The 14,240-nt window shown below is 62.2% G+C and carries 13 protein-coding genes; 2 read left to right on the top strand and 11 right to left on the bottom strand.

The genetic code is table 11. The annotated features are described in order from the left end of the window. Positions 1–221 precede the first annotated feature (221 nt). The 9 genes from tatC to K2Q04_RS08855 form a co-directional block, all read right to left on the bottom strand. Positions 222–1,055: a twin-arginine translocase subunit TatC gene (gene tatC, locus K2Q04_RS08895; protein WP_291162106.1), complete on the bottom strand. Its 834-nt coding sequence runs from the start codon at positions 1,053–1,055 to the stop codon at positions 222–224. 4 nt (positions 1,056–1,059) lie between these two features. Next, positions 1,060–1,509, bottom strand: a complete 450-nt coding sequence (gene tatB, locus K2Q04_RS08890; protein ID WP_291162103.1) for a Sec-independent protein translocase protein TatB — start codon at positions 1,507–1,509, stop codon at positions 1,060–1,062. A gap of 47 nt (positions 1,510–1,556) precedes the next feature. Continuing rightward, on the bottom strand, positions 1,557–1,766 hold the full coding sequence (locus tag K2Q04_RS08885) for a twin-arginine translocase TatA/TatE family subunit (RefSeq protein WP_092868136.1): 210 nt from the start codon (positions 1,764–1,766) through the stop codon (positions 1,557–1,559). Between the two features lie 262 nt (positions 1,767–2,028). Beyond that, positions 2,029–2,895, bottom strand: a complete 867-nt coding sequence (gene scpB / locus K2Q04_RS08880; protein WP_291162098.1) for an SMC-Scp complex subunit ScpB — start codon at positions 2,893–2,895, stop codon at positions 2,029–2,031. A 40-nt stretch (positions 2,896–2,935) separates the two neighbouring features. After that, on the bottom strand, positions 2,936–3,772 hold the full coding sequence (locus K2Q04_RS08875; RefSeq protein ID WP_291162096.1) for a ScpA family protein: 837 nt from the start codon (positions 3,770–3,772) through the stop codon (positions 2,936–2,938). A gap of 68 nt (positions 3,773–3,840) precedes the next feature. Next, complete coding sequence (gene nagZ, locus K2Q04_RS08870) at positions 3,841–4,863, bottom strand: beta-N-acetylhexosaminidase (protein WP_291162092.1); 1,023 nt, start codon at positions 4,861–4,863, stop codon at positions 3,841–3,843. Between the two features lie 108 nt (positions 4,864–4,971). Then, positions 4,972–6,726: an SPOR domain-containing protein gene (locus K2Q04_RS08865; RefSeq protein WP_291162089.1), complete on the bottom strand. Its 1,755-nt coding sequence runs from the start codon at positions 6,724–6,726 to the stop codon at positions 4,972–4,974. Between the two features lie 62 nt (positions 6,727–6,788). Beyond that, complete coding sequence (gene argS / locus K2Q04_RS08860; RefSeq protein ID WP_291162086.1) at positions 6,789–8,549, bottom strand: arginine--tRNA ligase; 1,761 nt, start codon at positions 8,547–8,549, stop codon at positions 6,789–6,791. A 67-nt stretch (positions 8,550–8,616) separates the two neighbouring features. Next, complete coding sequence (locus K2Q04_RS08855) at positions 8,617–9,843, bottom strand: deoxyguanosinetriphosphate triphosphohydrolase (RefSeq protein ID WP_291162083.1); 1,227 nt, start codon at positions 9,841–9,843, stop codon at positions 8,617–8,619. Positions 9,844–9,959: 116 nt separating this feature from the next. Between K2Q04_RS08855 and erpA the strand changes: the two genes are divergently transcribed. Both erpA and xth read left to right on the top strand, forming a co-directional pair. Continuing rightward, positions 9,960–10,283 (top strand): iron-sulfur cluster insertion protein ErpA, encoded by a 324-nt coding sequence (gene erpA / locus K2Q04_RS08850; RefSeq protein ID WP_291162080.1) that lies wholly within the window; start codon positions 9,960–9,962, stop codon positions 10,281–10,283. Positions 10,284–10,393: 110 nt separating this feature from the next. Then, positions 10,394–11,176 carry an exodeoxyribonuclease III gene (gene xth / locus K2Q04_RS08845; protein ID WP_291162077.1) on the top strand — a complete coding sequence of 261 codons (783 nt, stop codon included), beginning with the start codon at positions 10,394–10,396 and terminating at the stop codon, positions 11,174–11,176. Positions 11,177–11,231: 55 nt separating this feature from the next. Here the strand turns inward: xth and K2Q04_RS08840 are convergent, their stop codons facing one another. Together K2Q04_RS08840 and ilvD are read right to left on the bottom strand one after the other, a co-directional pair. Further along, the gene (locus tag K2Q04_RS08840; protein WP_291162074.1) at positions 11,232–12,329 is read right to left on the bottom strand and encodes a sel1 repeat family protein; all 1,098 of its coding nucleotides are present in this window, start codon (positions 12,327–12,329) and stop codon (positions 11,232–11,234) included. Beyond that, entirely contained in the window at positions 12,316–14,040 is a 1,725-nt protein-coding gene (gene ilvD, locus K2Q04_RS08835) for a dihydroxy-acid dehydratase (RefSeq protein ID WP_291162071.1), read from the bottom strand. The genes K2Q04_RS08840 and ilvD overlap by 14 nt, the downstream gene beginning before the upstream one ends. Between the last annotated feature and the right edge of the window lie 200 nt (positions 14,041–14,240).

Genomic DNA, 14,240 nt, shown 5'->3' with positions numbered 1-14,240 from the left:
CGAGGCTATCGCCAAGGTGCCGGCGGCAGAAGACAGTGCGATGGAGGCCAAAAAGACTTTCAAAAATCTGCTCATCAAAAATCTCCTAGTGACAATTGGAACGTAACGAGCGCCGCCCACCGAAGCGACGCTCGTCGTTGGAAGTATGTTTGATGATTGGGATGCGTTACTGCGGCATTTGTGGAATGCGCGTGTTTTGTCAGCGCAGAAACGAATGGCTGCTATGTTTGCTCCGCCCGGGCCTTGGCCTGCTGTCTCTCAACGAAGCGGACGGCAAGGATCGACAGTTCATAGAGCCCGACGGTCGGGATCGCCATAATGCACATGCTCAAGGCATCCGGCGGCGTGAGAAGCGCGGCGGCAGCAAAGATTCCGACGATGGCGTAGCGACGGCCTTTGGCCAAGGCTTCCGACGTCACGATCCCCGTCCGCGCAAGAAGCGTCAGGATGACGGGCAACTGGAAGACGATGCCAAAGCCGAAGATCAGCGTCATGATCAGCGACAGGTATTCGGACACCTTCGGCAGCAGCTCGATCTCGGGCACGCCCTCGCCCGACATATGCGTCAGGCCGATCGAAAAGCGGATCAGCACCGGCATCGCGATGAAGTAGACCATCATTGCGCCGATAACGAAAAGCACGGGCGTTGCGAGCAAATACGGCAGGAAGGCGCGGCGTTCGTTTTTGTAGAGCCCGGGCGCGACGAACTTATAGATCTGCGTTGCGGCGACCGGGAACGACAGGAAGGCCGCGCCAAACATGGCGAGCTTCACTTGCGTCATGATCTGCTCAAGAAAGTGGGTCGCGATCAACTTCACGTGGTCGCTGCCGGACGCCCACATGTAGGGCCACACGAGCACGTTATAGATGTGACCGGCAACCGAGAAGCACAGGAAGAACATCACGACGAAAGCGCCGAGAGCCCAGATCAGCCGCTGGCGCAGCTCGATCAGGTGATCGAGCAACGGTGCCTTGCTGGCGTCGATCTCATCTTGGCCTTCGCGCACGGGTTCGATACCCGGGGCTGCTGCCGTCGGCGGTAACCGCTCCTGCATCGCGTTAGGACTCCGTCCGCTCTGCGGGAGATGAATATTTCTCTGGCGACGCCGGTAGAGGCGGCTCCGGCGACGGAGCTGCAGCTATTGGCGGAGATGGCGCCACCTCCAGCGACGGCAGTGGCGGCTGAGGCGAAATCGCGGGCGAAGGCTGCGGCGCGCTCGCGTTCGTTTCTATTTTCGTCGCAGTGCTCGCTTCGTCGATCGAGGACTTCGCCTTCATGACTTCCGAATTGATCGAGTTCTGCATCTGCTCGACTTCCTTGCGCATCGAGTCGAGCTCGGCTTCGCGCATGGCGGCATCGAATTGTGCCTTGAACTCGTTGGCGTGGCGACGCGCGACCCCAGCGTAGCGGCCGAGCGTCCGCATGAACACCGGCAGTTCCTTCGGGCCGACGAAAACCAGCGTCACGATCCCGAGGATCAGAAGCTCGCTCCAGCTGATATCAAACATCCAGCAACCTTGTCGGAATCAGCCGCGAACCTATGAGCGTTAAGGGATCATCCAACCTTGGTGCGGTCAGGATTCACGGCCTCGTTCTCGATCGTACGCGGCGCAGGCTTAACCGGCTCTTCGTCGTCGGCCATGCCCTTCTTGAAGCTCTTGATGCCCTTGGCGACATCGCCCATCAACTCCGAAATCTTGCCGCGGCCGAAAAGCAGCAGGGCGATGACCAGGAGCAGAAGAATGTGTTGTGCGCTAAAACCCATTGGAAAACCTCTCGGCGGCAGCACGGCGTCGGCCATCGGCTGAACCGCTTCCTCGTATCTAAGCCCTTATCGCAGAACCACCAGTGCGCGGCAAGGTTTGCGAACGCGTGGCGGATCGGCAGAGGCCGCAAAATTCCTATTCGGAGTGGTGGTTTAGGCCCGCTTCACGGGGTGAGCAGACAGAGGGCGCTCAAATTAATGATAAGTAATATTGCCCCCTGCCAACGACCGGCGAACCCGGAAGCGGTCAGTTCTCGCCCTCTTATTTCTCGGGCTCTCCGCTCTCGTCGGGCCCTTGGGGCCCGCTTCGCTCTTCGCCATCGTCCTCGAGGGGCAACACCGACTGCTCTTCTTCCTCCTCGTCGCCATCGTCGGTCAGCGGGAGTTCATCCGGCATCAGCGCTGCGACGTCCGTCGGTGACGGTACGGTGAACCCCGGCGGCAAGTTGGCATCCAGAAGGCCTGCCGCCTTGAGATCGGCGAGGCCCGGAAGATCCTTGATGTTGTCGAGCCCGAAATGGATGAGGAAATCTTCCGTCGTGCCGTAGGTGAGCGGCCGTCCCGGCGCCCTGCGGCGTCCGCGCGGACGGATCCAGCCCGCCTCCATCAAAACGTCCAGCGTTCCGGGGGACGTCGATACGCCCCTGATCTCTTCGATCTCGGCCCGGGTCACCGGCTGATGATAGGCGATGATGGCGAGCGTCTCGAGCGCCGCTTTGGAAAGCTTGCGCTCTTCCTTCTGCTGACGTTCGAGCAGAAACGAGAGGTCGTCAGCCGTGCGGAACTGCCAGCGACCCGCGACGCGAACGAGCGTCACGCCGCGATCCTTATATTCGGCCTGCAGGGCGATCAGCAGGCTATGGACATCGTCGTTGGCATCAAGGCAGCGCGCGAGCGACTTGGCGTCGAGGGGTTGGGATGAAGCGAAAAGCATGGCTTCGAGCCGGCGCAGCTTCTCACGCTCGACACTCTTCGAGAGGTGGTCGATTGCGGAGTCGGGGTCGCTCAGAGCGGCGGTTGGCCGGCTCGTTGTTCCACCGGCGCGCGTCGCTTCCACGTCCTCGCCGGGAGCCGTTTCACTTTTCTCGCGCGTGTTATCCGACACCAGTGTCAGTCTCGGCGGAACCATGGCTTCTTCGAGCCCCCTTATAACCGTGTTTTCGGCGTTGCTAGCCGATCTTTTCCCACGTCGCCCCTGCTTCGCGTTTGCGCATATAGATCGGCGCGAAAGGTTCATCCTGGCGAAGCTCGATCAACCCTTCGCGCGCCATCTCGAGCGTCGCGCCGAAAGAGCTTGCGAGTGCGGAGCGTTCTTCCTCGTTCCTCGGCAGATATTGCTCGAGGAACAGATCGAGCTGAGCCCAGTCGCCGGCGCTTGCTCCCACCAGACTTTCGAGGCGTTGCCTCGCCTCCTTGATCGACCACACGCGCCGCGCCTTCACGACGTGGACGACGCGAATGGTGCGTTTTCTCTGGTCGGCATAGGCCTTCAGCAGATCGTAGACGGTCGCGGTGTAGGTCGTGTCGCGCGTGACCTTGACGTGCTCGGGCAGGCCGCGCGCAAACACATCCTGATCGAGGCGACGGCGCGTCAGCAATATCGCAGCCTTGTCGCGCATCGCTTCGAGCCGCATCAGGCGGAACGACAGACGCTGCGCCATCTCTTCGGCGGACGCGGTCTCGGCGTTGTCCTTTTCCTTCGGCAGCAGAAGGCGCGATTTGAGGTAAGCCAGCCATGCCGCCATGACGAGGTAATCGGCGGCGAGTTCAAGCTTCATGCGCTGCGCTTCGGCGATGAAGCCGAGGTACTGCTCGACCAAGGCAAGGATCGAAATCTTCGTCAGGTCGACTTTTTGAGTCCGGGCAAGAGCCAGCAACAGGTCAAGCGGACCTTCGAAGCCCTCGATATCGACGACGAAGGCTTCGCCCTCGGCCGGCATGTTCTCAAGGCCGGAAGCGTCCCAGCCCGAGTCACCGCTTTCGCCTTGCGCTGCCGTCTCGTCCATCGGATCTCGATTTTGTTCCTGCTTCGCGCCGCTCGCGATCGAAGGCGCGGCGTTGACTCTACACTGATTCAGACAGCGGGAGTCTGCTGGCCCTGGAGGCCTGCCAAGAGTTGCAGAGCCTCCTCTTTATCGTAGGGTTCGATACGAGCGATGCAAGAGCAAGCGGCTGCGAATCTTTCGGCGGCCCGCCCGTCGAGGGCCGGCACGCCTTCCGCCGCAGCGCGCATTTCGTCGAGATCGCCGTTGCAATGGAGCGCGAGGTCCGACCCTGCGGCAATAACCGCTTCGGCCCGGGCTCGCATCGGCCCGCTCAGCGCTTTCATGCTGAGATCGTCACTCATCAGAAGGTTATCGAAGCCGATTTCGCCGCGGATGACCTCACGCGTCACGATTGCCGACGTGCTCGCCGGATTCGCGGCATCGATTGCCGAATAGACGACGTGGGCCGTCATTGCCGCCGGGAGGCCTGCGAGCGCCTTGAAGGGGGCGAAGTCCGTTTCCGACAGGGTCTGGCGCGAGGTCGGGACGACGGGCAACGCGAGATGGCTGTCGGCCGTCGCCCGGCCGTGACCGGGAATGTGCTTTACGACCGGAACGACGCCACTTGCGAGGTAGCCCTCGGCAACGGCCTTAGCCAACGCCACGACCTCCGCGACGGTCGAGCCATAGGCGCGGTCGCTGATGATCTCGTGCGACCCGTCGACGGGAAGGTCGGCGACGGGCGCGCAGTTCATCGTAATGCCGAACGCCCGGAGTTCCTCGCCCGTGAGCCTCGCCACCGCAAAGGCTGCACGCTTCGCCCGTTCCGGATCCTGAGCGTAGCATTGGGCATAGACGGCTGCGGGCGGAAGCGATCGCGCAATCGGGGGCCGCAGGCGCTGGACGCGGCCGCCCTCCTGATCGATCAGAACCAGGAAATCATTGCGGCCGACGGCGTCACGCGCTTCCTCGACCAATCGCTTCAGCTGGTCCCGGTCGGCGACATTGCGGGCGAACAGGATCAATCCTGCGGGCTGGACGTCGCGATAAAAGCGGCGTTCGTCGTCGGTCATGGCGACGCCGGAGAGGCCGGCAATCAGGCTTGCGGTCATCGCAACTTGGCCCTCCGGGGCCGATGTCTTGGCGTTTCGAACGCCGCTCAAATGCAACCGGCCGGTGCGAGTGCACCAGCCGGATAAATATCACGGACGTTCAGGATATCAGTAAGAGGTAACCCAGCAATCTTTGTAGCCTTGGGCCTTGAGCTGCGAACACACGTTGTTCGCCTCTTCCCGCGATCCCGGCGGGCCGACGACAAGGCGGTCGTACGGGCCCTTGGCAAGGGTCGCCGACGCGATGTCCGGCGTTTTTCCTGCAAGTGCGCTACCGTATTTCTGCTGCATGTCGGCAAAGCGCTTCAAAGCGTCAATGCGGCTTGTATCGGAGCGGGGCACGGATGCGAGCACGGCGACGAAGCCTGCGCTTCCTGCCGAAGATGCGATGACCGGCGGCGCATCCGCGGTGGCGTCCGTTTCGACCGTCGGCTCGGCGCGCGCGACCTTCTTGAGTTTCTTCGGCGGCGCGGCTGGAGCTTCGGCGCTGTCGTCGGCGCTGCCGGTCGCATCGACGGAATTGATCTTCGCGACCTTGACGGGTTTCACCACCTTCTTGACCGGCGCGGGCGTTGCAGCCTCGGCATTCATCGGTTGCGGCCGTACGGGCGGGCTATTCATCGTGGGGGCGGTCGCCGGACCGCCCATGCCCACACTCGGGTGCTGCCCGAAGTCGACCAACGCAGTGCCGGGAACGCCTGTATCACCCGGCTGGGGCCGCTGTTCAGGTGGGGTGGACGACTGGATCGACCCGTCGCGGCCGACAACCAAAGTCGAGACTTTGCGCGCGCCGCCATCGTCGGCGGGCGATGCATTCGCTGAGTCGCCGGAGCTGTCGGACGGCACGCCTTGGCCGGAATTGTTCGACTCATCCGCTTGCGCCGACGATGTACCGTCGCCCAGGCGGCCCATGATCTTCGTATCGGAATAGGGAAACTGCTTTCCGCCAGCGTCGGCGGGCTTCGTCTTCGAGGGCAATTCTGCGCTCTTGATGACCGGCGGATCGCCCTGCGGATTGGTGGGGCCGGTAAGCTTTTTGTACCCGTAGGCCATGGTGCCGCCGATCACGATGGCGCCAACGAGAGCCGCCACGATCATCAACGGGCGGCGGCCGCGCGGCGCCTCTTCCTCGTCCTCGTATTCAACGTCTTCCTCGCCGTAGACGGGCTCCAAGTCGCCGCCTTCGGCTTGGCCGAAGCCGAGTTGTGCATCCCCGTGATTCTGCTGATACGGGTCGTGCCCAAAACTGTCGTGAGGGCCCGCCCAGTCGGCCGCGCTCAACTCGTTGTCGTGATACTGCTGCTGACCGTAGGTCGGCTGCATCGGCTGCGGTGCAGGCTGCGGGGCGAACGACGGGGCGGCGTAGCTGCCGTTATCAAAACCGTGCGGGTCTGCGTTCCTCGAAGGCCACTGGGGCGCCGGTTGGCTCTGGGCACCGTAACCCTGCGCCGGCTGCGCCTGCTGGGGGGCGAAGCTTGGCCGCGACGGCGGTACATAGGGCTCGAATTGCGGTGCATAAGGGTCAGACTGCTCGGCGCGGGCCGGCTGCTGATAACCGCCGTAGCCTCCGCGGCTCGGGGCGGCAGACGGCTGCAGCTCGCTCCACTGGCCACCGCCGCCATAAGGCTGCGGCTCGGGGGCCTGGGCGCCAAAACCGGGCTGGGGAAAGGTTGGATAGTTCGGTGCGGGCTGCTGGTGCTGGCCTTGCTGGTGCTGGCTTGGCCAGCCGTTGTCCGATTGCGGCGCACGGTGTGCCTGCGGCTGCGGATTGACCCACGGCGGCTGAGAGTTATGCGTTTGCGCGTTGGGGCGGGCAGCCGGCCTGGCGGCGTTCGGCCCGGGAAATGCGTTCTGCGAGGACATCGCGGAAACCCCCTTAGAGTGGGGCGCAAGCAGTGGTTGCGCCTAATCGTCGATTCGAGACTTTAGCGCATCGCTTCGGGCGCCTCGACGCCGAGGATTTGAAGCCCCGATCTTATCACCGTCTTTGTCGCGAAAATCAGCCCCAACCTCGCCGAAGTCGCAACCCCGTCATTTGCCTGAATAAAACGTAAATGTGGCGAATCATTGCCTCGCGTCCATTGGGTGTGGAGAGCGCTCGCGAGGTCGTAGAGATAGAAGGCAACCCGGTGCGGCTCGTGCGCCGTCGCCGCTCCCTCGATCAGGCGAGGGAAACTCGCGAGGCGCCGGATCAGGTCGAGCTCCCCCGGATCCGTCAGGATCGAGAGGTCAGCCTTCTCGAGAGCTTCAACAGATACGTCTAGTCCGGCAACCTGCTCGACTGCGTTCCGTAGAACGCTCGCCGCCCTAGCATGCGCGTATTGCACGTAGAAGACAGGATTGTCCTTCGACTGCTCCGTCACTTTGGCGAAGTCGAAGTCCAGCGTTTCCTGATTTTTCCGATAGAGCATCATGAAGCGAACGGGATCGCGGCCGACCTCGTCGACAACATCGCGCAGCGTGACGAAGGTGCCTGCCCGCTTCGACATCTTGTACGGCTCGCCCGCTTTGAAGAGCCGCACAAGTTGCACGACCTTCACGTCGAGGTCTGCCTTCCCATCGGAAAGCGCCGCGACCGCCGCCTTCATTCTCGGGATGTAGCCGACGTGATCCGCACCGAAGACGTTGATCAGGTGGCGGAAGCCGCGTTGCAACTTGTCGTAGTGGTAGGCGACGTCACCGGCGAAGTACGTGTAGCTTCCATCCGATTTCTGCAGCGCGCGGTCCTCGTCGTCGCCGAAGGCGGTCGACTTGAAGAGCGTCTGGACGCGATCTTCCCACTCGGCATCGTCGTGTCCCTTGGGCTTCTCGAGCGTGCCCTCGTAGATCAGCCCTTTCCCGCGCAGTACTTCGATCGCGGCTTTGACCTGATCGCGGCCGTTCGACGTGAGCGACGCTTCCGAGAAAAAGACGTCATGGCGAATGTTGAGGGCCGCCAGATCGTCCTTGATCATCTCCATCATTTTCGCGATGGCGAACGACCGAACGAGCGGTAGCCAGCGGTCTTCGGGCATGTCGAGCAGCGAGGAGCCGTGCTCGGCCGCGAGCGCTTCGCCGACCGGCTTCAGATATTCGCCCGGATAAAGCCCCTCTGGGATGGCGCCGATGTTCTCGCCCAGCGCCTCGCGGTAACGGAGGAATGCGGAACGTGCGAGCACGTTCACCTGGCCTCCCGCGTCGTTGATGTAGTATTCGCGCGTCACGTCGAAGCCTGAGAAGACGAGCAAGTTTGCTAGCGCATCGCCGAAGACGGCGCCGCGGCAATGTCCGACGTGCATCGGACCCGTTGGGTTTGCCGAAACGTATTCGACGTTGAGCTTCTCGCCTCTGCCCGTTCCGCCCGCGCCGTAAGCCAATCCTTGCTGGAGGATCGTGCGCACCAAGTCGTGCCAGACGCTGCTTTTGAATGTGATGTTCAAGAAGCCCGGACCCGCGACGTCGATCTTGGCGATATTTGGCGCGGCTTCGAGCTTGGCCTTCAATGCTTCGGCGATGTCGCGCGGCTTCATCTTTGCTGACTTCGCGAGAACCATCGCGGCGTTGACGGCGACATCGCCGTGGCTCGGATCGCGTGGAGGCTCGGCATCGAACGCCGGGAGAACGAGGTCCGCGGGAAGGAAGCCCTCGGATTGAAGATCCGTCAGCGCAGTGCGGACCCGGGCTGCGACGTCAGCGAAAACATTCATAAAAGCTAGATGCCTTTGGTCTTTGCGGGCCCAGGGCCCATTTTGCGATTAAACTTGAGCTTCGCGCCTAGCCCAGTTCCGGGGTGGCGTCAAACAGGCGGCGGTGCTCCGCGAGGGCGTAGCGGTCGGTCTGTCCAGCCAGAAAGTCGCAAGCGACGCGCGCCCGGTGACGGTCATCCAGGCCCCGCAGCGCCTCGCGCCAGCCAGCGGGCAGCGCAGCGGCATCGGAATAGTATTTCCTAAACAGGTCGCGAACCACGTTTTCGGCCTTTTCCATGACGTCGAGAACCCGCCGGTGGTGATAGACGGCCCCGAACAGAAAGTTCTTCAGGTGCGCGAGGTCGAGCGTCATGGCATCCGAAAAAGCGATTGCCGCGTGGCCCGCGGCGCGGATGTCGTCGGGCGAGCCCGGAGCCAAGCCCGCAAGCCGCCGCCGACTTTCGGTCACGACGTCACCGACCATCGCGGTGATCATGCGCCGGGTCACTTCGTAGATGGCACGGCCACTCTCGGCGCCGCGTGCGAGGGCCTTCACCTCACTCGCGATCGGTCCGGCGAGCGGTGCGCCATGGAGCGTATCGAACGTGATCAGTCCGGCGCGAAGCCCGTCGTCGACATCGTGCGAGAGGTAGGCGATATCGTCGGCGAGGCTCGCGACTTGCGCTTCGGCGGAGGGCCATTGCTCGAGCTTCAGGGAACACCATGCCTCGATGTTGCGCGCGACTTTGGCGACGGCGGACGCGCTCCGCACGGGGCCATTGTGCTTTGCAAGCCCTTCGAGCGTTTCCCAGGTGAGGTTCAGACCATCGAACGATAGATACTTGCGTTCGAGCGTCGTCACGACGCGAAGCGACTGCGCGTTGTGATCGAAGCCGCCGAAGGGACGCATCTCGGTATCGAGCGCGCGCTCGCCCGCATGTCCGAACGGAGAGTGTCCGAGATCGTGGGCGAGTGCGATCGTTTCGGCGAGGTCTTCGTCGAGGCGAAGCTGCCGTGCAATCGTGCGAGCGATCTGCGCCACTTCCAATGAATGGGTCAGGCGCGTTCGAAAGTGATCGCCCTCGTGCGGCAAGAAGACTTGCGTCTTATAGGTCAAGCGCCGGAAAGCGGTCGAATGGAGCACCCGGTCGCGATCGCGCTGGAATGGACCGCGTGCGCCGCATTCCGATTCGGCATGGTAGCGGCCTCGGGATGGAACTCCGCTTGCGGCATAGGGGGCCGGCGAGCGCTCCCCAGGCCTTAGGCTCAGCCCGTAATCCAGGGTCTCGGAGACCGGTTTAAGGCTCGCTGTCATTGTTCGATGCGCTTAGTATTTGACTTCGTCAGCCGCTTTCCTATCTCTTGCGTACCGCCACCGCTAGTAGGCCCTAGCGACTATGGCCGGATAACTGTCTGCAACCGATGACACAAATGACCATTACCGTCACAGAGCGCGCCGCGAACCGAATTTCCGAAATAACCGCGACCGAAACGGAATCACCGATTTTGCGCGTTTCGGTCGAGGGCGGCGGTTGCTCTGGTTTTCAATATAAGTTCGATCTGGTCGGCGCCCGCACCGATGACGATATCGTCATCGAACGAAACGGCGCAGTCGTCGTCATCGACCCGGTTTCGGCGCAGTACATGGAGGGCGCCCAGATCGATTTCGTCGATGATCTCATCGGCGCTGCTTTCAAGATCACCAACCCGGTCGCCACCGCCTCATGCGGCTGCGGGACCAGTTTTTCGATCTGATCCTTCCGGATTTGATTTGTCGCGGATTGAGTGGCACATCTCGCCTCTCGGTTTGTCGCGTCGTCTTCGCGCGAACCGGCGACCCCTTCGTCTGAGAAACCTGCCACGCCATGATCATCGCAACTTGGAATATAAACGGCGTCAAGGCGCGGCTTGAGTCGGCGCTCGGATATCTGCGCCAGCATTCCCCCGACGTCGTCTGTCTTCAGGAAATCAAGTCGGTCGACGAAGGCTTCCCGACTTCGGCGTTTCAGGATCTCGGCTACAACGTCGCGACACTTGGGCAGAAGGGGTTCAATGGGGTTGCGATTCTCTCGAAGTCTCCGCTCGAGGATGTGACGCGCGGTTTGCCCGGCGACGAACTCGATCAGCATGCGCGGTGGATCGAAGCGTCGGTCGCGCTCGGCGACCGCATGGCTCGCGTCGTTTCGCTATATCTGCCGAACGGCAATCCGATCGGCACCGAGAAGTTCGCCTACAAGCTCGCATGGATGAAGCGGATGCAGGCACGGGCAGCTGTTCTGCTCAAAGACGAGATGCCGCTCGTGCTCGCGGGCGACTTCAACGTCATTCCGGAAAGTGAAGATGCGAAGCGTCCGCAGGCCTGGGTGAACGACGCGCTGTTTCAGCCTGAGAGCCGTGCCGCTTGGCGCACGCTCGTCAATCTCGGTTTTACGGATGCGACTCGCGCCTGCCATCCGGGTCCCGGCGTCTACACGTTCTGGGATTATCAGGCCGGTGCGTTTCAGAAAGACGACGGCATCCGGATCGACCACATGCTGCTGTCGAGCCAAGCCGCCGATCTCTTGCGCTCGTCAGGCATCGACCGCGATACCCGGGCGCAAGAAAAGCCCTCCGATCACGTGCCGGTCTGGATCAAACTGGATACTTAATGGGTTTGGCGACTTCCCTTCGGGGAGCCTGCCGCCAAACGACAATCGAAAACTCTTAGCGAGCGGTGGACTCGCTTGCTCCAAAGCCGAGCATTGGGGCAGAGGACGACAATGCAGGTGCCGACGGCGACGCCGCTGCTGGCTGCAATGAAGTCGCCGCCGGAATAACCGCGTTTCGTTGAGGCGAAACAGACGGCGCCGACGTGATCACCTGCTGCGCCGCGGGTGTCGGCGTCGCGACGCCCATCGGACGCACGAGTTCGCCGTTAGCGCACGTTCTCACCGGTTCGGCCGCCAAGTTATCCAGGCCGTCCTTATCGTCGCGCGCCGCGGGACTGCGGCCATAGAGGTTATGCCACTCGGCGACGCGCCCCGTCGCCTGCCGGCGGACGCCCTCGCCCGCATTGCAGAAAATGTTCTGATAGATGTCCTCGATCCACACGCGCTCGCTCGGCGGCGCGTTGGCGACGGCGACGTCGATGAGGTTCAGCGCGGCGGTCGGGTTCTTCTCGACGAACTTTCCGCGCCACATCAAATCCGCGAGGAACGCCTGGGCGCCAGGATGACCGGCTTGCGACAGGCGCGACAGCCAATGGCGGCCGTTCGCAATCTTGCTCGACGGGTCTTCGAAGCCGGCGACCGAAATGTCCGGCCCCTCGCCTCTCAGAAACACCTTCGCGAGTTCAAACTGCGCGTCCTCGTCGTTGAAGGTCAGCGCGGCGCGTTGCAATGCGCGATTCGCTGCCTCGACGTCCGGTTTCACGCCGGCATTTGCAACGCCATTTCGCAGATATGTCGAAACGGCCGTGAGGGATTTCGCGGCGATCGGCGCGAGATTGTCGTCGTCCGGATCGACGTCTTGCAGATCGTCCGCAAGCGACTTGTACAAGCGGAAAGCTTTGCCGTGATCGGTGTAGGCACCTTCGTTATCGCCGTAGATGCGCGCCATGTAAAAGCGCGCGATCTGCGGTTTCGAAGTCTCGAGAGCTTCGAATGCGGGCAACGCCAGTTCGTAGTAACCGCCGTTGAACGCCGATATTCCTTGCTTCATCGCATCGTCCGGCGAGCGGAAGACAATGTCTCCCGCCATCGCCGAACCCAGCATCAGCAGGGTTGCAACACTTCCCGCAAGTGCAAGCCTAAATGTCCGCATAGCAGAGAACTTCCGCCTTTCCTCCCGCATGGGTAACAGCGCCATAGCGCGCCGGTCCCACTTGGTCCGCAAATTTTCTCAGTGCCCCCGACTGGTACATGTTCGGCGGCGCCTTCCAGGTCTTGCGACGCCGTTCAAGCTCTTCCTCACTGACCTCGAGGTCGAGTGTGCCGTTTTCAGCGTCGATCGAGATGATGTCGCCATCCTGAACCAGCGCAATCGGACCACCGACGGCTGCTTCGGGTCCAACGTGGCCGATGCAGAGTCCGCGCGTGCCGCCTGAGAAGCGTCCGTCCGTTATAAGTGCTACGTTATCGCCAGCGCCTTGGCCGTAAAGTGCGGCCGTCGTCGACAGCATTTCGCGCATGCCCGGACCGCCCTTCGGCCCCTCGTAACGGATGATGATCACGTCGCCCGCCTTGTACTTCCGATCTTCAACCGCCTGGAACGCATCTTCCTCACAGTCGAAGCACAATGCTGTGCCGCGGAACTTCTGCGTCTTCAGACCCGCGACTTTCACAATCGCACCGTCTGGTGCGAGCGTGCCCTTGAGGCCTACGACGCCGCCCGTCGGCGTGATCGGATTGGAAACCGGAAATACGACTTTCTGATCGTGATTGAATTTCACGCTCTCGAGATTTTGCGCGAGTGTCTTACCGGTCACGGTGATGCAGTCGCCGTGCAAAATTCCGCCTTCGAGCAAAGCCTTCAGGATCTGCTGAACACCACCGATGTCGTAGACGTCCTTGGCGACGTATTTTCCACCCGGCTTCAAGTCGGCGATGTAGGGCGTGCGCTTGAAGATCTCGGCGACGTCGAACAGATCGAAGTCAATGCCGACCTCGTGCGCCATGGCGGGCAAATGCAGCGCGCCGTTGGTCGAGCCGCCGGTTGCCGCAACGACGATGGCGGCGTTCTCGAAGGCCTTGCGCGTGCAGATTTCGCGCGGACGCAGGCCATCGGCGATGAGACGCATGACGGCCTTGCCGCTTTCGTGTGCGTAGGCATCGCGGCTTTCGAACGGAGCCGGCGCGCCGGCCGAACCCGGAAGCGCCAAGCCGATGGCTTCCGAAACGCAGGCCATCGTGTTCGCGGTAAACTGCCCACCGCAAGAGCCGGCCGACGGGCAGGCGACGCATTCAAGCTCGTGGAGCTCTGCCGCAGACATTTTGCCGGCGTTATGCATGCCCACGCCCTCGAAAACGTCGACGACGGTAACGTCGCGGTCCTTGAAGCGGCCGGGCAGGATCGAGCCGCCGTACATGAAGACGCTCGGCACGTTGAGCCGCAGCATCGACATCATCATGCCGGGCAAGCTCTTATCGCAGCCGGCGATGCCGACGAGAGCGTCATAGGAATGGCCACGCATCGTCAGCTCAATCGAGTCGGCGATGACTTCGCGCGAGACGAGGCTCGACTTCATGCCCTGGTGGCCCATGGCGATGCCGTCGGTGACGGTGATGGTGCAGAATTCGCGCGGCGTGCCGCCTGCTTCCTTGACGCCGGTCTTGACCGCTTGCGCCTGGCGCATCAGCGAGATGTTGCATGGCGCGGCTTCGTTCCAGCACGAGGCGACGCCGACGAACGGACGGTTGATCTCCTCCTCGGTCAGGCCCATCGCATAATAATACGAACGGTGCGGCGCCCTCGAGGGACCCTCAGTCACGTGACGGCTCGGAAGCTTCGATTTATCGAACGTCTTGGCGTCCATTTATTCCTCTTTGGGCATCCTTGCCCTTGTCAAACCACCCGAATTCGGATGGCGCAGGGATGCCAGTCGCGTGGGCTCGGCGAAAGTGCTCTGCCTGATAAAAAATGACGCTGCATAAGCCGACGTCGGAAGTCAGCTGGTGCGCGGTCATTGTGGCTCGAAAGTGGCGCGGTGGCTCCAGAAAGTTGCTTAACCGCCAC

This window comes from Hyphomicrobium sp. (genome assembly GCF_019753045.1).
GTDB lineage: Bacteria > Pseudomonadota > Alphaproteobacteria > Rhizobiales > Hyphomicrobiaceae > Hyphomicrobium_B.
The sequence above is the reverse complement of the archived record's forward strand: the minus strand, read 5'-3'. Positions and strand labels throughout refer to the sequence as shown.